General features: G+C 42.1%; 13 protein-coding genes. 8 read left to right on the top strand and 5 right to left on the bottom strand.

From position 1 onward, the window contains the following. Positions 1–73: 73 nt before the first annotated feature. Together PCIT_RS10050 and PCIT_RS10045 are read left to right on the top strand one after the other, a co-directional pair. Positions 74–868 carry a substrate-binding periplasmic protein gene (locus PCIT_RS10050; protein WP_040698160.1) on the top strand — a complete coding sequence of 265 codons (795 nt, stop codon included), beginning with the start codon at positions 74–76 and terminating at the stop codon, positions 866–868. 66 nt (positions 869–934) lie between these two features. After that, the gene (locus tag PCIT_RS10045) at positions 935–1,558 is read left to right on the top strand and encodes a YiaD family glycine zipper/OmpA-like lipoprotein (RefSeq protein WP_010363787.1); all 624 of its coding nucleotides are present in this window, start codon (positions 935–937) and stop codon (positions 1,556–1,558) included. A gap of 71 nt (positions 1,559–1,629) precedes the next feature. On the opposite strand, the gene PCIT_RS10040 is transcribed toward PCIT_RS10045, so the two are convergent. The 3 genes from PCIT_RS10040 to PCIT_RS10030 form a co-directional block, all read right to left on the bottom strand. After that, positions 1,630–4,191 carry a serine hydrolase gene (locus PCIT_RS10040; RefSeq protein ID WP_010363785.1) on the bottom strand — a complete coding sequence of 854 codons (2,562 nt, stop codon included), beginning with the start codon at positions 4,189–4,191 and terminating at the stop codon, positions 1,630–1,632. A 177-nt stretch (positions 4,192–4,368) separates the two neighbouring features. Further along, on the bottom strand, positions 4,369–4,716 hold the full coding sequence (locus tag PCIT_RS10035; RefSeq protein ID WP_010363783.1) for a rhodanese-like domain-containing protein: 348 nt from the start codon (positions 4,714–4,716) through the stop codon (positions 4,369–4,371). Positions 4,717–4,850: 134 nt separating this feature from the next. Further along, positions 4,851–5,528 carry a nitroreductase family protein gene (locus PCIT_RS10030; protein WP_010363782.1) on the bottom strand — a complete coding sequence of 226 codons (678 nt, stop codon included), beginning with the start codon at positions 5,526–5,528 and terminating at the stop codon, positions 4,851–4,853. Between the two features lie 118 nt (positions 5,529–5,646). On the opposite strand from PCIT_RS10030, the gene PCIT_RS10025 reads away from it, so the two are divergent. The 3 genes from PCIT_RS10025 to PCIT_RS10015 all read left to right on the top strand — a co-directional run bounded on the left by PCIT_RS10025 (position 5,647) and on the right by PCIT_RS10015 (position 8,673). Continuing rightward, entirely contained in the window at positions 5,647–6,318 is a 672-nt protein-coding gene (locus tag PCIT_RS10025) for a fumarylacetoacetate hydrolase family protein (protein ID WP_238348009.1), read from the top strand. A 277-nt stretch (positions 6,319–6,595) separates the two neighbouring features. Further along, the gene (purT, locus tag PCIT_RS10020; protein WP_010363780.1) at positions 6,596–7,783 is read left to right on the top strand and encodes a formate-dependent phosphoribosylglycinamide formyltransferase; all 1,188 of its coding nucleotides are present in this window, start codon (positions 6,596–6,598) and stop codon (positions 7,781–7,783) included. Beyond that, complete coding sequence (locus PCIT_RS10015) at positions 7,780–8,673, top strand: aldo/keto reductase (RefSeq protein ID WP_010363779.1); 894 nt, start codon at positions 7,780–7,782, stop codon at positions 8,671–8,673. The genes purT and PCIT_RS10015 overlap by 4 nt, the downstream gene beginning before the upstream one ends. A 54-nt stretch (positions 8,674–8,727) precedes the next feature. Here PCIT_RS10015 and PCIT_RS10010 read toward each other — a convergent pair whose 3' ends face one another. Beyond that, positions 8,728–9,399, bottom strand: coding sequence for a TorF family putative porin (locus PCIT_RS10010; protein WP_010363778.1), 672 nt, complete (start codon positions 9,397–9,399; stop codon positions 8,728–8,730). A 260-nt stretch (positions 9,400–9,659) separates the two neighbouring features. Beyond that, positions 9,660–10,826, bottom strand: coding sequence for a hypothetical protein (locus PCIT_RS10005; protein WP_040698148.1), 1,167 nt, complete (start codon positions 10,824–10,826; stop codon positions 9,660–9,662). 314 nt (positions 10,827–11,140) lie between these two features. Between PCIT_RS10005 and PCIT_RS10000 the strand changes: the two genes are divergently transcribed. The 3 genes from PCIT_RS10000 to PCIT_RS09990 all read left to right on the top strand — a co-directional run bounded on the left by PCIT_RS10000 (position 11,141) and on the right by PCIT_RS09990 (position 15,032). Continuing rightward, positions 11,141–13,093 carry an AsmA family protein gene (locus PCIT_RS10000; protein ID WP_010363776.1) on the top strand — a complete coding sequence of 651 codons (1,953 nt, stop codon included), beginning with the start codon at positions 11,141–11,143 and terminating at the stop codon, positions 13,091–13,093. 112 nt (positions 13,094–13,205) lie between these two features. Beyond that, complete coding sequence (locus PCIT_RS09995) at positions 13,206–14,024, top strand: phytanoyl-CoA dioxygenase family protein (RefSeq protein WP_192992790.1); 819 nt, start codon at positions 13,206–13,208, stop codon at positions 14,022–14,024. 516 nt (positions 14,025–14,540) lie between these two features. Then, entirely contained in the window at positions 14,541–15,032 is a 492-nt protein-coding gene (locus tag PCIT_RS09990; protein ID WP_010363773.1) for a hypothetical protein, read from the top strand. The last annotated feature ends 2 nt before the right edge of the window (positions 15,033–15,034 follow it).

Here is a 15,034-nt window from a genome sequence, read left to right as displayed (position 1 = left end):
CGATTAGCAAGGCGTAAACACTGTTTTAGAATGAGTTTGATTGGTTGTGATTAAACAGCAGAGGTACGATGATTTGAAATACTCTATTGTTAGCTTATGGCTACTGGGATTACTGCTAGTAAATAGTGCCTATGCTGACCACGATAAAGTATATGTTGCAATAGACCATGCACCTCCATACAGCGTAATAACTGATGAGGGAGATGTAACGGGTTTGATTATTGATATTTTGACTCAGTTACAACCTTATACAAAAAAAGGGTACAAAATAGAGCCTGTACCTTGTCCATTTTCTCGATGTATGCGTATGTTAATTCAAGGAGAAGTGGATGTACTGGGTGGTCTAATAAAGACACCAGAACGAGAAAGAATGATGCAGTTTGTATCACCCCCTTATATGGCATTGCCCTCTTCTTTTGTTTTTTATGCGAAACAAAGCAGTGATATTGAAGTACATACATATGCGGACCTTAAAAATAAGCGGATCGCAGTGATGCGTGGTGGCGTATATTTTACACAATTCAATGAAGATCGTAGTTTAAACAAAGTTGCTGTACCCTCTGAACGTGTTGCTGTTGATTTATTATTGAAAGGCAGAGTGGACTTAGTTATCGCCGTTGAAGACACTGCTGAAGTAGCCATGAGTGTATTGGACCAGCCTGCTTCGAAATTAAAAAAAGTCGCTTATCGGCATACAAACACAATTTATGGTCATATGGCGTTTAGTAAAGCATTTGCTAAAAGCACTCTGGCAATGCAAATGAATCAAGGCATGATGGATATAGCTAAAACGGGCATTTTAGACAGAGTGATCGCTCCTTATCACTTGCCCAAAATACCCAAGGTACTGTTGCCTCAATCACCATAGCTTAACTCTCTATTCAGGCGGTGTTTGCATACTAGTGCAAAAACACAGTGAATAGAGAGTATCTGAATGGCACGTCTTACCCTTTTTTTATTAATAGGTATTTATTCAACTTATTTATCTGGTTGTACGATGACGAATGCTGAAAAAGGCGCATCTGTTGGTGCCGCAACAGGTGCAATCTTAGGCAAAGCAACCGGTAACCATAAAGATAAGCGTATCTTTATTGGTGCGGCAATTGGTGGCATTGCAGGCGCAGCAATTGGAAGTTATATGGATGAGCAGGAAGCTGCGTTTAAGGATCAGCTGTCTGGCACTGGGGTCTCGGTGATCCGTGAAGGGAATTCCATGCGCTTAGTCATGCCTGGACATATTACTTTTTCATCAAACCAAGCGACCATTTCTGCCGATTTTTATAGTATGTTGAACGCAATAACGCAGGTGATGAAGCGTTACACAAAGACACAACTCATAATAACTGGGCATACGGATAGTGAAGGCAATAATGCCTTTAACCAAGGCCTGAGTGAGCAACGTGCAAAGAGTGTGAAAGATTATTTATCTGCGCAGCAAATAGATAAAGATCGCTTAAGTGCAAAAGGGTTAGGCGAGCAGGAGCCTGTTGCGACCAATGCAACGGCACAAGGAAGAGCACAGAATCGCCGTGTCGAAATCAATATAACCCCAAGTTAATAGGATATATTGTACCGTGGGCTAGGTTATCAACTTAATTGAGGCGAGGTGCATCGCACCTCGCGAATACGTTATGGTTGGTAGGTGTAAGCTAAGCGTAGTGCTAGCGTTTTAATTTCCTCCATAGCTTCTTCATGCATATCTACGTTAATATCGCCATTACTGAGCAAGATGATGCCATTTTGTGTGCGAGTATCGCCGATTAAATAAGTGAGTACACCCGGATCAGCCCCATTGTGATGAATGATGTCACCATCTAGCTGCCAAAAGTACCCTATGTCTCGACTGCGTGTTGGAGTTTCAGTTTGTGATGACAGCATTTGGTTGACCATATTTCGCGAAAAGACTTGTTTGCCGTCTACTTTACCTTTATTCATCGCCGCCTTGAGAAAATATGTCAGATCATTAGCGGTGGATATCACTGAGCCATCGGCATAGGTAATACTGCGGTAATTAGGGTATACGGCAGGTTGCATCGTGATTGGATCTAAATAGAGGCGCTTTGCAACATCCGAACTGGGTGTATCTAGGCCCCAATAGGTATTGTGCATATTTAACGGAGTGAAGACATAACGTTGTGACAGTTCGGTAAACGGGGTATCTAATTTTTTCGCGAGTGCATAAGCGGCTAAATTAGTCGCAATATTAGAGTATATGTGTACCTCACCGACAGAATAGTCGTATTGCTGGCTATAATTTTGTGGAGTGTTAAACGTTCCCTCATCACTTAGGTATTGACGGAAAAACTCAGGTAAATCGGCATCGACTTGTGGTGGACAAAGATCTTCTTCTGTCATCAAATTATACAAACTCACTTGGCTGTCTAGCACATAGTAAGTACAGTTAAAAATTGGTGGGTTATCTATGATGCTACTGGTATGGGTAATAAGGTGACGAAAAGAGATTTCGTTGGCTTGGTTATTAGGCACATACAGTGGGAAGGGAAGTAACGGGGCAATTTTTTCATCTAATGAAATATGCTTTTTGTCTAAAGCTTGGGCAAGTGTTGCGCCGACTAATACTTTACTCACTGAAGCCAAAAAGAAGGGGGTATCTGCAGACACTGCAGTGTTATTAAGATCTTGTACCCCAAATCCAGAAGAAAATACCGTAGCGCCTTCATGTATTATGGCAGCTGATAGCCCCGGTAAGTGGTACTCAGCCATAATCTCATTCACTTGTGCTGTAAATTCATGCGGCTCAAGTGGAAGATAACTCTGCTTACCTAAGTGGTTGAGTACATAGTCGTAACTGGCAAAGTGGTGTGAATCCATTTCGTAGGTGTTGAATGCAGAGACATTGATATGGGGTGATATGCCAACGCGCTCAAAATTCTCTCCTTGCGCATTACGATACACTTCGTTCGATAAGCCCATCTCCCATCCGTTTGGTAACGTAAAAGAAAGGACATCTGAAAACTCGCCAGATGTTTCTTCACCAACTTGTGTTACATGAGAAAATTGTCGCATCGCCATGGTAAAAATTTCAGCTGCACTGGTTGTAATTTGGCTGGTGAGTAAGTAAACGGGTTTGTTGTATGGTGCACTGTGTTGCTTTACTAGTGCTTGTACGGGGGTACCTAAGCCGCTTTTATTGATAGCTTGTTTGTTAAAAGCCAAAATATCTTGCGTGGCAAACCGACCTGCAATGGCTAAGGCTAGCTTGTCACTTCCCCCCGTATTTATACGAATATCTACAATCAATGCATCTGTCTCAGCCAGATCTTGCATGATCACATCTAATTGCACCTGTAATGCTGTTAGCTGCTCGGCGTCGTGTGCATTCTCAATAGCTGCAAAATTAGCCATATTATTAATTGTCAAAATGCCGATATTATCGGTAGTTTTCCCCCAAATAAATGTTTTCATCTCTTTGGTTTCGGGTAATGCGCGCAAACTAGCGGGAGTAATATACGTGCTAGTAATACTTTGGTGGCTGGCAATAAGGCTGCTGATCACATCTGACTCATCAAGTTCTTGACCGGTTCGAAGCGAGGCGCGAGCGAGCCCCTGAATTGCATCCAATAACGGGGACGGTTTTGCACCTGAAAACTCAAATTGTTCCGCACTGAGAAAGACATGACCATCTTGCAAAGGTTCAACCATTGTCGACATGATAGTAAAGAGTGCTTCATCGTCCATTGTATCAGTGATTAATGGTTTAAACTGATCATACTGTGCTTGCCAGTCGACTTCTCTGAGTTCAAAAAATGCGTAATAGTCGTTAAAAGTATGCCAAAAGTATTCAAACGTTTGGGTCGCTGAGATGTGGTCTGTGGTGTTGATAGGGGTTTTACATGATGTGGGCAAAGAGAGAGTTTTAGAAAATTGGTTGCTACTCAGTTCATTTTGATAGGTAACAATCAGCATATCACTGTTAGTACGAGAGAGTGCTGAGATTTCAGGAGGAAGGCCATTATTACGCGGTAGAGTATGTGTTTTGATGCAGCTATGTTGATTATATGCGTAACGAGAAATGGTATCTTTGCTTATATCGAGTACTTCACCGTATGCGGTTTTTTGCCATACTCCTATGAATGAGTTATCTACTTCGGATTTTTTATCGCTATTACAGCCCATGAGCATGAATGGCGCAGAGATAAGTAACCCAATTACTTTGTACTTTTTTAACATCGTATGTTCCCTCTCGTACTGGTTATGTTAAGGGAATTTTAGCTGGACTTGGGTGGGAAAAGATGTGTGTAAATATTGAACAATTGTTATGAAGGGTAAGCGTGCTCCTACACTTTTATACAATGAGGAGATACGACTAAAAGCAACACGTACCTCCAAAAGCAAAAGTAATATGGATTATGAGAGCGTTGCGTAAACATCGTCAAATTTACAGGTGATCACGCTAATATCTTGATAACCAATACGCGTTAGTTGCTCTGCTGCAAATATGGCGCGACCCCCTGCTGCACAGTGCAAGTATATGGGTCGCTCGGCGTCCTTTTCAATGTCAGGTAATTTAAACTCTAGTAAGCCCCTTGGAATATTAAGGGCATTGGCAATCGATTTTTGTTGATGTTCACTGGGCTCTCTTACGTCAATTAGTAGACCGTGATTATTAAGTAGCTCAGTTTTAGCTTGTGCCGCACTAATACAGCGCTGGTTAGGTCGCACGGTTTTTAATACATCTTGTATACTGGTCAGCATTATGGCACTCCTAGTTTAGGTTACTCTTAAAGTATATAGTCAAAGTGAAGCTTGTGTAAAAATGCATTGCCCTATTGCAATAAGAGGCGCTCGCTGAACGTGTTAGTAATTTCACGGCCAGCGAGGTAAGCGCGTTACAAAATGGTTGCGATCTCTTCGAAGGGTTTTTTGACCAATGCATGCTCTGGCACAGTGGCATTTTCGCTTGGGTAACCAGCAATTAAAAGCATATACGGACGTTCATTGTCACGGTCTCGGCCGCAAATGTCGGTAAGGAAGCTCATTGGCTTTGGTGTGTGCGTTAAGGTCGCAAGGCCTGCATTATGTAATGCTTGAATTAAAAACCCAGTCGCGAGTCCAACCGACTCATGTACATAGTAATTGGTATTTTTATCTTCGCTTTGGATCCCACCTTTCTTTTGACTGAATACCGCAATAAGCCAAGGTGCATGCTCTAAATACGGTTTTTGCGCGTCGGTACCGAGTGGCTTTAATGCATCTAACCATTCTTCGCCTGCCCTGCCTTCATAAAATGATCTTTCTAAATCTTCAGCCGCTTGGCGGATTTGTTTTTTTACATCAAGGCTATTTATTGCAACGAAATGCCAAGGTTGATGGTTTGCGCCGCTGGGTGCCGTTGCCGCTGTTTTTATACACGCTTCTATTATCTCTTGTGGTACAGGACGGTCGCTAAAACTACGGATAGAATGGCGGCGCTTAGTATTGTCGAGAAAGTGATTGGCACGCTGTAACATTTCATCTTGAGGGTACTCAATAAAGTCACTCAAGACGACATTGGCATGGTCTTGCATAGGATTACCTGTTTATTTTAGTTAGTATAAAGCATGTTATAACCTGTGCTGTACTTAGGTGCAATATGCGTTAGTAAAATGTGAACTTATGATGTAATTAATTAAATACAGTGAGTAAATGAATATGTTGTATAAAGCGGTATGGGACGATGGCAGTATCATTGATTTACCAGTAGGGAAGGCAGTATGTGTTGGTCGAAATTATGTCGCGCACGCGCAAGAGCTTAATAATCCTCTTCCAGATGAGCCATTGTTATTTATGAAACCAAGTAGCAGTTTTCAATCGTTTGACAGCGAAATAAAATTGCGTGAGGATTTAGGTGAACATCATTATGAAGCAGAATTAGTCATCCTCATTGGCAGTGTCGTTGATCGAGATACCGTGTGTTATTCAGATGCGGTGGCTGGTGTGGGTTTGGGGTTAGATTTTACATTACGGAATGTGCAAACGCGCTTAAAAAGCCAAGGTTTACCGTGGGAGCGGGCGAAAGCCTACGATGGGAGTTGTGCATTGACACCTTTTACACCGGTAACAAAGCATCATAAACTGCGCGATAGTGAATATCGCTTTTGGATTAATGGTGAGCTTAAGCAACGAGGTGATACTTCTTTGATGATCAATTCTATTGAGGAACTGATGGCAAACATTACACAAGTTTTTTCACTCTACCCAGGAGATATTGTAATGACAGGAACTCCAGCTGGTGTTGGTGCACTTACACACGGTGATAAGCTCCAGCTACAGCATAATAACGGTGTAAAATACAGCAGTACTGTGATGATCACATAACGGTGAGTTTAACTCTTGGGAGGAATACGGCTGCGTTGGTTAATGAGTCTAAGTGTGCTCATTATATTCTGCATTGTGGATTTGTATCGTGTAACAAATATTGCGATTGTTATTTTTACGAGTAATCACCCTAATAACAAATAGACAATTGAAGCTTCCAGCCAAGCAAGAGATAAAAGTCTGTCATTAAGTATCTAGTGGAGCAATAAATATTTACTACTCAAGTATTTGTACATCGGGCATTATAAGGCTTGCTGATAGGTTACCAAGGAAAAAAATGAAAATTAAAAAGTTAGGCACGCCTTTTTCAACTACGGCATGCAAAGTATTGCTTTGTGGCGGTGGCGAGTTGGGTAAAGAGGTGGTGATTGAGTTTAAACGTTTAGGTTGTGAAGTCATTGTATTAGATAGATACGAGCACGCACCTGCAATGCAGGTAGCGGATAAGTCTTACGTATTGTCTATGTTAGATGGAGAGAAGCTTGAGCAAATTATCCACCTAGAGCAGCCTGATTACATTGTGCCTGAGATTGAGGCCATTGCGACGGAGAAATTAGTCGCGTTAGAAGCCCAAGGGTTTACCGTAGTTCCCAGCGCTAAGGCAACGCAACTCACTATGAATAGAGAAGGTATTCGTCGTTTGGCTGCGGAAGACTTAAACATCCCTACGTCAGAATATCAATTTGTTGATACCTTTAATGACTTTAAGCGTGCCATAGAAGAGATAGGCTTTCCGTGTGTGGTAAAGCCAATAATGAGCTCTTCGGGCAAGGGGCAAAGTGTGGTTAAGCGCGCTCAGGATATCGAGCAAGCATGGCAGTACGCGCAAGAAGGTGGGCGAGCAGGGCAAGGTAGAGTGATTGTTGAGGGGTTTGTTGACTTTGACTATGAGATCACATTACTGACAGTACGCCATGTTGAGGGAACGAGCTTTTGTGAACCGATAGGCCATGTCCAAGAAAATGGCGATTATCAACAAAGTTGGCAGCCACAAGCTATGAGTAAGTTAGCACTTGAGCGCAGCAAACAAGTTGCGACTTTGGTTACTGATGCGTTAGGTGGACGTGGGCTGTTTGGCGTTGAGTTATTCATTAAAGGGGACGAAGTTTATTTTAGTGAAGTATCTCCTAGGCCACATGATACTGGTATGGTGACTTTAATCTCGCAAGACCTGAGTGAGTTTGCACTGCATGTGCGAGCTATACTAGGGTTACCGATCCCTAATATTCATTTTTATGGCCCTTCTGCATCAAGCGTTATTTTAGTGACAGGTGAGTCAAATCAAGTCGAGTTTGGCAACGTCGCCCATGGCTTGAGTTTAACAAATACAGATATACGGTTATTTGGTAAACCAGAAGTGCAAGGCACTCGCCGGATGGGAGTGGCACTAGCGCGAGATGTGGATGTTCAACTGGCTGTTGATAAAGCCAAAGAAGTGGTTAGTCGATTAGAGGTTACTTTATGAATGCAAGTAAAAGGGTAATCGATCCGTTTGTGATGGGGTTTTGGCGACTGTTGGATTGGCAGCTATCTGAGCAACAATGTGTGAGCTTTATCAAGCAATGTATTGAGTTAGGTGTCACTCAGACGGACCATGCTGATATTTATGGTCAATATGAGTGTGAAAGTGCTTTTGGTGCAGCATTAAAATTAGCCCCCAGCATTCGAGATGAGATCAAAATCATTACCAAATGTGGCATTCGTCCGGCGCTGGCTAAAAAGGGGCTGTCTGGGAAAGCCAACCATTATGATTCAAGCAAAGCGCACATTTTGGCGTCAGTTCAACAATCACTAAAGCACTTTAATACAGATAGGATTGATGTATTACTGATCCACCGACCAGATTATTTAATGCGTGCTGACGAAGTCGCTGAGGCTTTTCAGCAATTAAAACAGCAAGGCGATGTATTGCACTTTGGTGTTTCTAATTTTTCTTGCTCGCAATTATCATTGTTACAATCACGGTGCGACTTTCCATTAGTGAGCAACCAAGTTGAATGCTCGCCCTATGAAATGAAAGTATTAGAAGATGGCACGTTAGATCAATGCCAAGAGCTAGGCATTACACCTATGTTTTGGTCGCCGCTGGCGGGTGGTAAGTTATTTAGCAGTAAAGATGAAAAAGCAGTACGATTACAAGCTGCGTTACAGCAGGTTGGTGAGGAAATTGGCGCAACCTCATTAGATCAAGTGGTGTATTGTTGGTTAGCGACTTTACCAAGTAAGCCGTCGATTGTACTGGGCACGGGAAATATTGACCGAGTGAACGCTGCGATTAAGAGCAAATTACTGACGATGAATCCAGAGCAGTGGTATCGTATATGGCAAGCTTCGACTGGCCATAGTGTGCCTTAATATTAAAAAGGCCCTAACGGGCCTTTTTTGGTTATGTTAAGAGGTCGTACTATGCTAGAGCTCGAAGTCGAGCCCATAACTGACATATGCTTTTACGTCGTCATCGGCGTCTAAGTCTGTTTTAATTAGTCCTAGGGTAAAGCCGTTTTTGGCAATGCTGACACCGTAATCTATATAGCTATCGTCTTCACCGGTCCACTCCATAACAGTGTCGCCACTTGACTGCCCGATGTGGAACGCCAGTTCTGTGCCATTTAAAATTGTAAAGCTGGCACCCAACTCTAGATACAGCATTTCTTCTTCCGTACTTTGATCTTCTTGTGCGTGGGTCAGATAACTGGCTTTCACACTTAGCCATTGCCAGCTTAAGGCACCATATAACTCGCCAAAATCACTACTACCTGATGCATCAGGGTAGGCGTAGTGGATATAACCAACATCGTAACCTAGCTCACCTTGGGTGCCAGTAAATCCCGCATACAAATCTAGTTCATAGCTCGTTTTGCTGCCAAAGTCGACATTAGAAACCCAGGTACCCGCGTAAAAGCCAGAGTCATCGCTATAATCAATTCCCCCTGAAACGGCTGAGCCATCTTTGGTTTGCGTGATGCCACGCCAAAAGTAGTTGGAACTTGCGGCTACATTCGCAGTGACTTCTGCCACGCTGTGAAATGATGTTGCACTTAATAATGATGCTGTGAATATCAGTGGTAGTAGTTTTTTCATTGTTATTCCTCAATGCGCTAGAGAGATAAATAATTCAGCAATGATTGCGCCAGTTGCAATAAATTGCGTTATTTTTAATTCATTACATTGATGTATAGTTGATTTTTTTATTCTTGCTAGGGGTGGGGGCTAAGTTGTTGGAAAAAAGTTGACCTTACTTGGTGCAATGATTTTAACTTTGCACAGCGATGTAGCATAAGTTTACGAGTCAATGTCATGAAATGGAATATGGCTCGATTAGAGCCATATTCTAAGAAGGGTTAGCCAAATATCGCGCGCATTAATGAAATGGTCTCATCGACACTACGGCCTTTTTCTACCTCAGAGACAATCGAGTCACGTTTATCACGAATATGCTGTGGAATAGAGTCATCGCTTAAAGCTCGGTCGACTAATATCTCAGCTGACTCTTTACCACGGCGAACTGACTTTTTAGCCCCAGAGCTTGCACTTCTCGTTGGCTTGTTTAGCAACTTGATATAATTAGACTGGTTGGCCGTGTCTTTATCCGCATGATAAAACCAGCATGGAATTAGCGCTTTAATACTGGCTAACTGTTGTTCAAACTCATCAGCAACTGAAGTCATGGTAAACCAAGGCATTGCATGAATTGTTTTTACAATGTCAGTCCAATAACGCTCAAAGTCACGGTTATTGAGTTTGGTAATACCTAAAGCTGAGCATAGTGCGTCAAGTTTTGTGTTGGTTATCGGCGTAAACACATCGGGACGACGCATGGCTAATAATCGAGTCGCAGGAGCCAAAGTTGGTTTTTCTTCGCTGTTGGCAAATGCGCTAAGGTAGGCAATCATAAACTGTTGGTAATCTTGTTCACTCACAGCCCCTTCAAGTGGGATGTGTGCCAGTGCCGTATCAAATTCGCCCGGGAAATCAGCAAACAGTTGGTGGAAGCCTTTTGCATTTTTAGTTGAGGCAAACCATTCAACATCAAAGTTATACAGACTTGGATCTAAAGAGGCGGCATGTTTACCACTGAAGGTAAGCCTGTCTTCCACAATCATGTCTTTAAGTGGCGTTGCACGTAATGTAGCAATATAGTCAGTAAGCTTTAGTTGCTCTTCTAGTGCGAGCACTTCACTATGCTGAGAAACAAAGCCCGTGATTACAGGCCAAGGCGCTACACGTAAGGTTTTAAGCTGTAAAAAGCTAATTGCTGAGGCAAGTTGATCTTGCAATTTTTTGACGATAGGTAACTGGTGGTCGTCAAGTAACTCAAAGTTGATGCGGTTTTTTGCAACATCGTGTAATTCATAGCACCAACTTAAAAAGTCTTCAGGGTGCTGCTCTACTTTAACTGCCATCAAGTTTAAGCTTATCTCAGTGGCTTGTTTTAATATATTTTGGTAAATCTGACTTTCTTGTTCACCTAGAGCCATTTTCGACGGGGAAATAAGCAACTTCTTCATACTGGCTAGAGCCTCCACACATAAGCATATTTTTATCATTACAGTTTAGCTAAGGGTTAGCAAAACTGACAAGGTCGTGGATCATACCGAAGAATGTGAAAGTTACAATCACTGCGCATAGATAATTGTGTCAGTAATTTTTGGTACACCTTTTAGAATGTACTTTTATGAGGGGACTATATTGTGTGGCATCTCGTTTTGAATGACATTGAATGTGGGAGTAAGCTACATTCTCTCACATACTCAGTAATGCTTTTATAACGTAGCAAGGCTACTATAATAGGCATAGCGTAATGAGATATATAGGGAAAGGTATGAACGCAGTAGTTAAAATTATTGGCGGTGTGGTCGTAGTAGTGGTTGGTGTTGCAATGGCAGCGCCCTTTTTGGTGCCAACACAGACAATTATTGACGAACTTTCGACACAAGTTGAGTCAACGACAGGCAGAACTTTGCAAATTGCAGGTGATAGCAAGGTGTCGATATTTCCAAGTCTAAATATCACCTTAAATAATGTACGTTTTTCGAATATGGCAACGGGCAGCACAGAGCATATGCTCTCGATGGAACAATTGTCAGTACATATACCTTGGCTTTCGCTATTGTCAGGTGAGGCTAAGTTAGAGCGTTTTGTAATTAATGACCCAGTAATAACGCTAGAAACTGACCAGCAAGGTCAGCCTAACTGGCAATTATTTCCGACACAAGCAGATGCACCTGTTACGCAACAGACTGCAAAGTCACAGCAACCGTCAGCCGTTACATTACCCAGTGGCTTTGATGTGAGCCTTGGTGAAGTTGCTATTTATGGTGGTTCACTTACTTATATTGATGGCCAAACAGGCGTTAAGCAGCAGCTGAATGAACTTGACTTAAATATTCAGCTCCCATCTTTGTATCAAGCATTGACGATTAACGGGGCGGTAACTTATCAATCTCAAAAGTTTGAATTGACGTCCGTAGTTGATACACCAGCCAAAGCCATTGTGGGAGACACCTTTAATATTCAACAGCGTCTTACTTCACAATTGTTGAATCTTGAATTTGATGGGGTGATTGCACAGCAAGGTAAAAATATTCAAGGTGACTTAACCCTCGCGGGTGAGTCAGTTAAAGCAATAACCCAGTGGCAAAATATTGCGTTAACGGCCAAAGAGAACGCATTTAATCAATTTAGCATTGCTGGCAGTATGTCGTTTGTGGGTAATACATTTACGCTTAACTCTTTGGTTGCCAAGTTAGACGAGTTGGAAATAAAAGGCCAAAGCAAAGTTGTATTAGGAAAAAAGCCAGATATTACCGCCAATATTGATTTAGGCATGTTAGATTTAAATCCTTACCTGCCTGACTCTGTTGCGACTCCGGCACCTGATAAGCCCGATACGCAAACACCTAACACACCTATTGTGTGGGATGACACGCCCATTGACTTATCGGAATTGGGGCAGCTTGACGCGCATGTTGTGGTACGCTCGACAGGTTTAAAAGCTCGAGATATTGTTTTAGGGAAAAACCAGTTTTCACTGCAACTTAAAAACAGTATTGCGCAACTTAGCCTTGATGAATTTAACGCCTATGAAGGCAAGGGGAAAGGCAGTGTCAATGTAGACGCAACGAACCAGCCCTATCAAGTGGCAACCAATTTCGAGTTAGAAAACATCAACGCAGAACCTTTACTAACAGATGCTGTTGGTTTTGATAAAGTACTGGGTAAAGGCAGTATCGATTGGAATTTAACAACCCAAGGACAAAGCCAAAAACAATTTGTATCCGCTTTAGCGGGTAAAATAGCGTTTAGCTTTAAAGATGGCGGTGTCAAAGGCGCAAACATTGCTGAAATGACTCGTAAAGCCAAAGAGATGCTCAAAGGTGACTTTTCCTCATTAAAGGAAGGGTTAAATGCTGACTATGATCCACAGCAAAAAACTGATTTTTCAGCTTTAACTGGCAGCTTTATATTTAAAGAGGGTATTGGCCGCAATAATGACTTGAGTTTAGCGAGCCCGTTAGTACGCATTACTGGCTCTGGTGAGGTGGATTTACCTAAAACCTATGTCAATTACCGTTTGGTGACTGGTATTGTTGATACGGTTGAAGGGCAGGCGAGTACAGATAAAAGTACCGGCTTGAAGGTACCGCTGCGCATTAAAGGCCCTTTTCATCAAGTAGATGTAAATATAGATATAAGCAGTGCCGCGAAAGAAGGCGTGAAAGATAAATTAAAAGACAAACTTAAAGACAAGTTCAAGGGCTTGTTTGGTGGATAACAACAAAACGAGCGCGTGAACGTTAAATTAACATAAAAGGCCTACTTATGAGGCCTTTTATGTTATATCAGCAGTACTGTCTGAGATAAATAATAAAAAGGTGTACGTAAGTATGAAGCAGCAGTGGCGTGATGAGTTTGCTCAGCAAGGTTATATTGTCGTGAAGCAGGGAATTGAAGCAACGTTGTTGTCACAGCTTCAGCAGCATGCGCAACAACTGCTGTCTGATGCGAAAAAGAGGGCAGAGCAAGGGCTAGATCTCAATTACATTGCGATATATAAACATCGGGGTCAGTTATCAATATCTCGTATTAATGACTTATTTCAATATCAAACTCATTTTGCCTCTTTGCTTACTCATGCCAGTGTACTCAATGTGGTCGAAACCTTGATTGGAGAGCCCGCGTTACCGGTTTATGAGTCTTTGGTGATAAAAGACCCTGTGAATAATGAATCATTCGATTGGCATCGAGATATGGCTGAGAGATCAGATGAAGGAGTTGTCACTGTAGGGGTTTATTTAGATGACGCTCTCGCAGAGCAAGGCGCATTGAAAGTGATCCCTAGCTCACATTTACAAACACAGAGTGTATGTGAACTCAAAGATGCACTGGAACAAGGTGGTGTGGCAAGTAAAAACGTCGCGGTAGAGGCGGGTGATGTTGTGATCCATCATGTTAATACAGTACATGGTTCAGATCGGCAGTTAACGGGCAAGCGAAGACGAACGATTTATTTTGAGTTTAGGTCGGTTACTCATTTGAGAAACAATCCACGCTTCAGTGAACGTTGGCTTGAGCAAAGGCTTAGTTTAATGGAACAGCTTAAAGTTAAAGCAGTGCGTGATGATCCGAGTGCTCTGGTACTGCCAGCTGATTTTTATCAAGAGCTACTGCGCATAGAAGCCGCAGAATATCGTTTTAAGTTTTAAGTTTTAAGTTTTAAGTTTTAAGTTTTAAGTTTTAAGTTTTAAGTTTTAAGTCTTAAGTTTTAAGTTCTAAGTTCTAAGTTCTAAGTAAAGGTGAACCTTTAAGAGGCAAGGGCTATAATTTCAACGTTGCAATGATCTTATAAGGCATAAAAAATCAATAATAATGGTGATTAAACACTTAGAGGAGTGATGAACCTCGGCATCACTGACAGGTTAAATCTTGGCTGTGGTTTAGATATCGTCCCACCTTAGGTTCAATTATAGATATTTACCCTAAGGGAAATTATTTTGGGTTTCGGTTTAGTATTACGATGTGAACTAGGCCTAATTAATCGAGGGTGAGTGCTTTTCTGTCATGATATTAGCTGAGGTGCATTGCGGCATATGCAAAGAGTCAAAGTAATTAAATGCGACCGTGAGCCAGATGTTGTAATAAAATAAAGTGTAATGTGCTGTAATTGTGGTACATACTAATTTATGCTTTCATATTCATGATTAAATTAAGGATCATAGAGTATGACAACACAATTTAAATTCACCATAGCGCCTACTGAAACCAGCGATGCATGGGCTATTCTCAATGAACAGGGTCACCCGGCAGATGAACTCAGTATTTACTTGTCAGAGTTGCCTAGCGGGCAGCCAGTTGAGCTGCATTACGCCCTTGACTCAAACAGTTTTGCTGCTGGCTGGCGTTTGTTTGGTAACGGGACGTTATTTACGGATGCGCAAGACAATTTTAATTACCAGTTAAGCAGTGAGGTCACAGACAAAGGCGCCGCATTAGTGGTGACCATTGCCAACATTGTTGAAAATGCCATGATCCCCGCGGAGGTGTTGGCGAAAATGCAGCAAGAGAAAACCCAAGCTTTCCCTGCCGTACCATTGCAAGCAGACACCAACTATGAAGTCGACTTTAGAGTAATCGCGCAGTTAGGCGATGATGCGAGCCAGTTATACTTTTCGCAAGATCCAAAGATCATAATTCAGAAAATTCCGCCAAACTAGCC

Origin of the sequence: Pseudoalteromonas citrea, from assembly GCF_000238375.3 — a bacterium.
Lineage (GTDB): Bacteria > Pseudomonadota > Gammaproteobacteria > Enterobacterales > Alteromonadaceae > Pseudoalteromonas > Pseudoalteromonas citrea.
The sequence above is the reverse complement of the archived record's forward strand: the minus strand, read 5'-3'. Positions and strand labels throughout refer to the sequence as shown.

What these genes read in the sequence shown, in the direction of transcription:
- PCIT_RS10045 (WP_010363787.1), top strand. Translation starts at nt 935, where the DNA reads ATGGCACGTCTTACCCTTTTTTTATTAATAGGTATTTATTCAACTTAT.
- PCIT_RS10040 (WP_010363785.1), bottom strand. Translation starts at nt 4,191, where the DNA reads ATGTTAAAAAAGTACAAAGTAATTGGGTTACTTATCTCTGCGCCATTC.
- PCIT_RS10035 (WP_010363783.1), bottom strand. Translation starts at nt 4,716, where the DNA reads ATGCTGACCAGTATACAAGATGTATTAAAAACCGTGCGACCTAACCAG.
- PCIT_RS10030 (WP_010363782.1), bottom strand. Translation starts at nt 5,528, where the DNA reads ATGCAAGACCATGCCAATGTCGTCTTGAGTGACTTTATTGAGTACCCT.
- PCIT_RS10025 (WP_238348009.1), top strand. Translation starts at nt 5,647, where the DNA reads ATGAATATGTTGTATAAAGCGGTATGGGACGATGGCAGTATCATTGAT.
- purT (WP_010363780.1), top strand. Translation starts at nt 6,596, where the DNA reads ATGAAAATTAAAAAGTTAGGCACGCCTTTTTCAACTACGGCATGCAAA.
- PCIT_RS10015 (WP_010363779.1), top strand. Translation starts at nt 7,780, where the DNA reads ATGAATGCAAGTAAAAGGGTAATCGATCCGTTTGTGATGGGGTTTTGG.
- PCIT_RS10010 (WP_010363778.1), bottom strand. Translation starts at nt 9,399, where the DNA reads ATGAAAAAACTACTACCACTGATATTCACAGCATCATTATTAAGTGCA.
- PCIT_RS10005 (WP_040698148.1), bottom strand. Translation starts at nt 10,826, where the DNA reads ATGAAGAAGTTGCTTATTTCCCCGTCGAAAATGGCTCTAGGTGAACAA.
- PCIT_RS10000 (WP_010363776.1), top strand. Translation starts at nt 11,141, where the DNA reads ATGAACGCAGTAGTTAAAATTATTGGCGGTGTGGTCGTAGTAGTGGTT.
- PCIT_RS09995 (WP_192992790.1), top strand. Translation starts at nt 13,206, where the DNA reads ATGAAGCAGCAGTGGCGTGATGAGTTTGCTCAGCAAGGTTATATTGTC.
- PCIT_RS09990 (WP_010363773.1), top strand. Translation starts at nt 14,541, where the DNA reads ATGACAACACAATTTAAATTCACCATAGCGCCTACTGAAACCAGCGAT.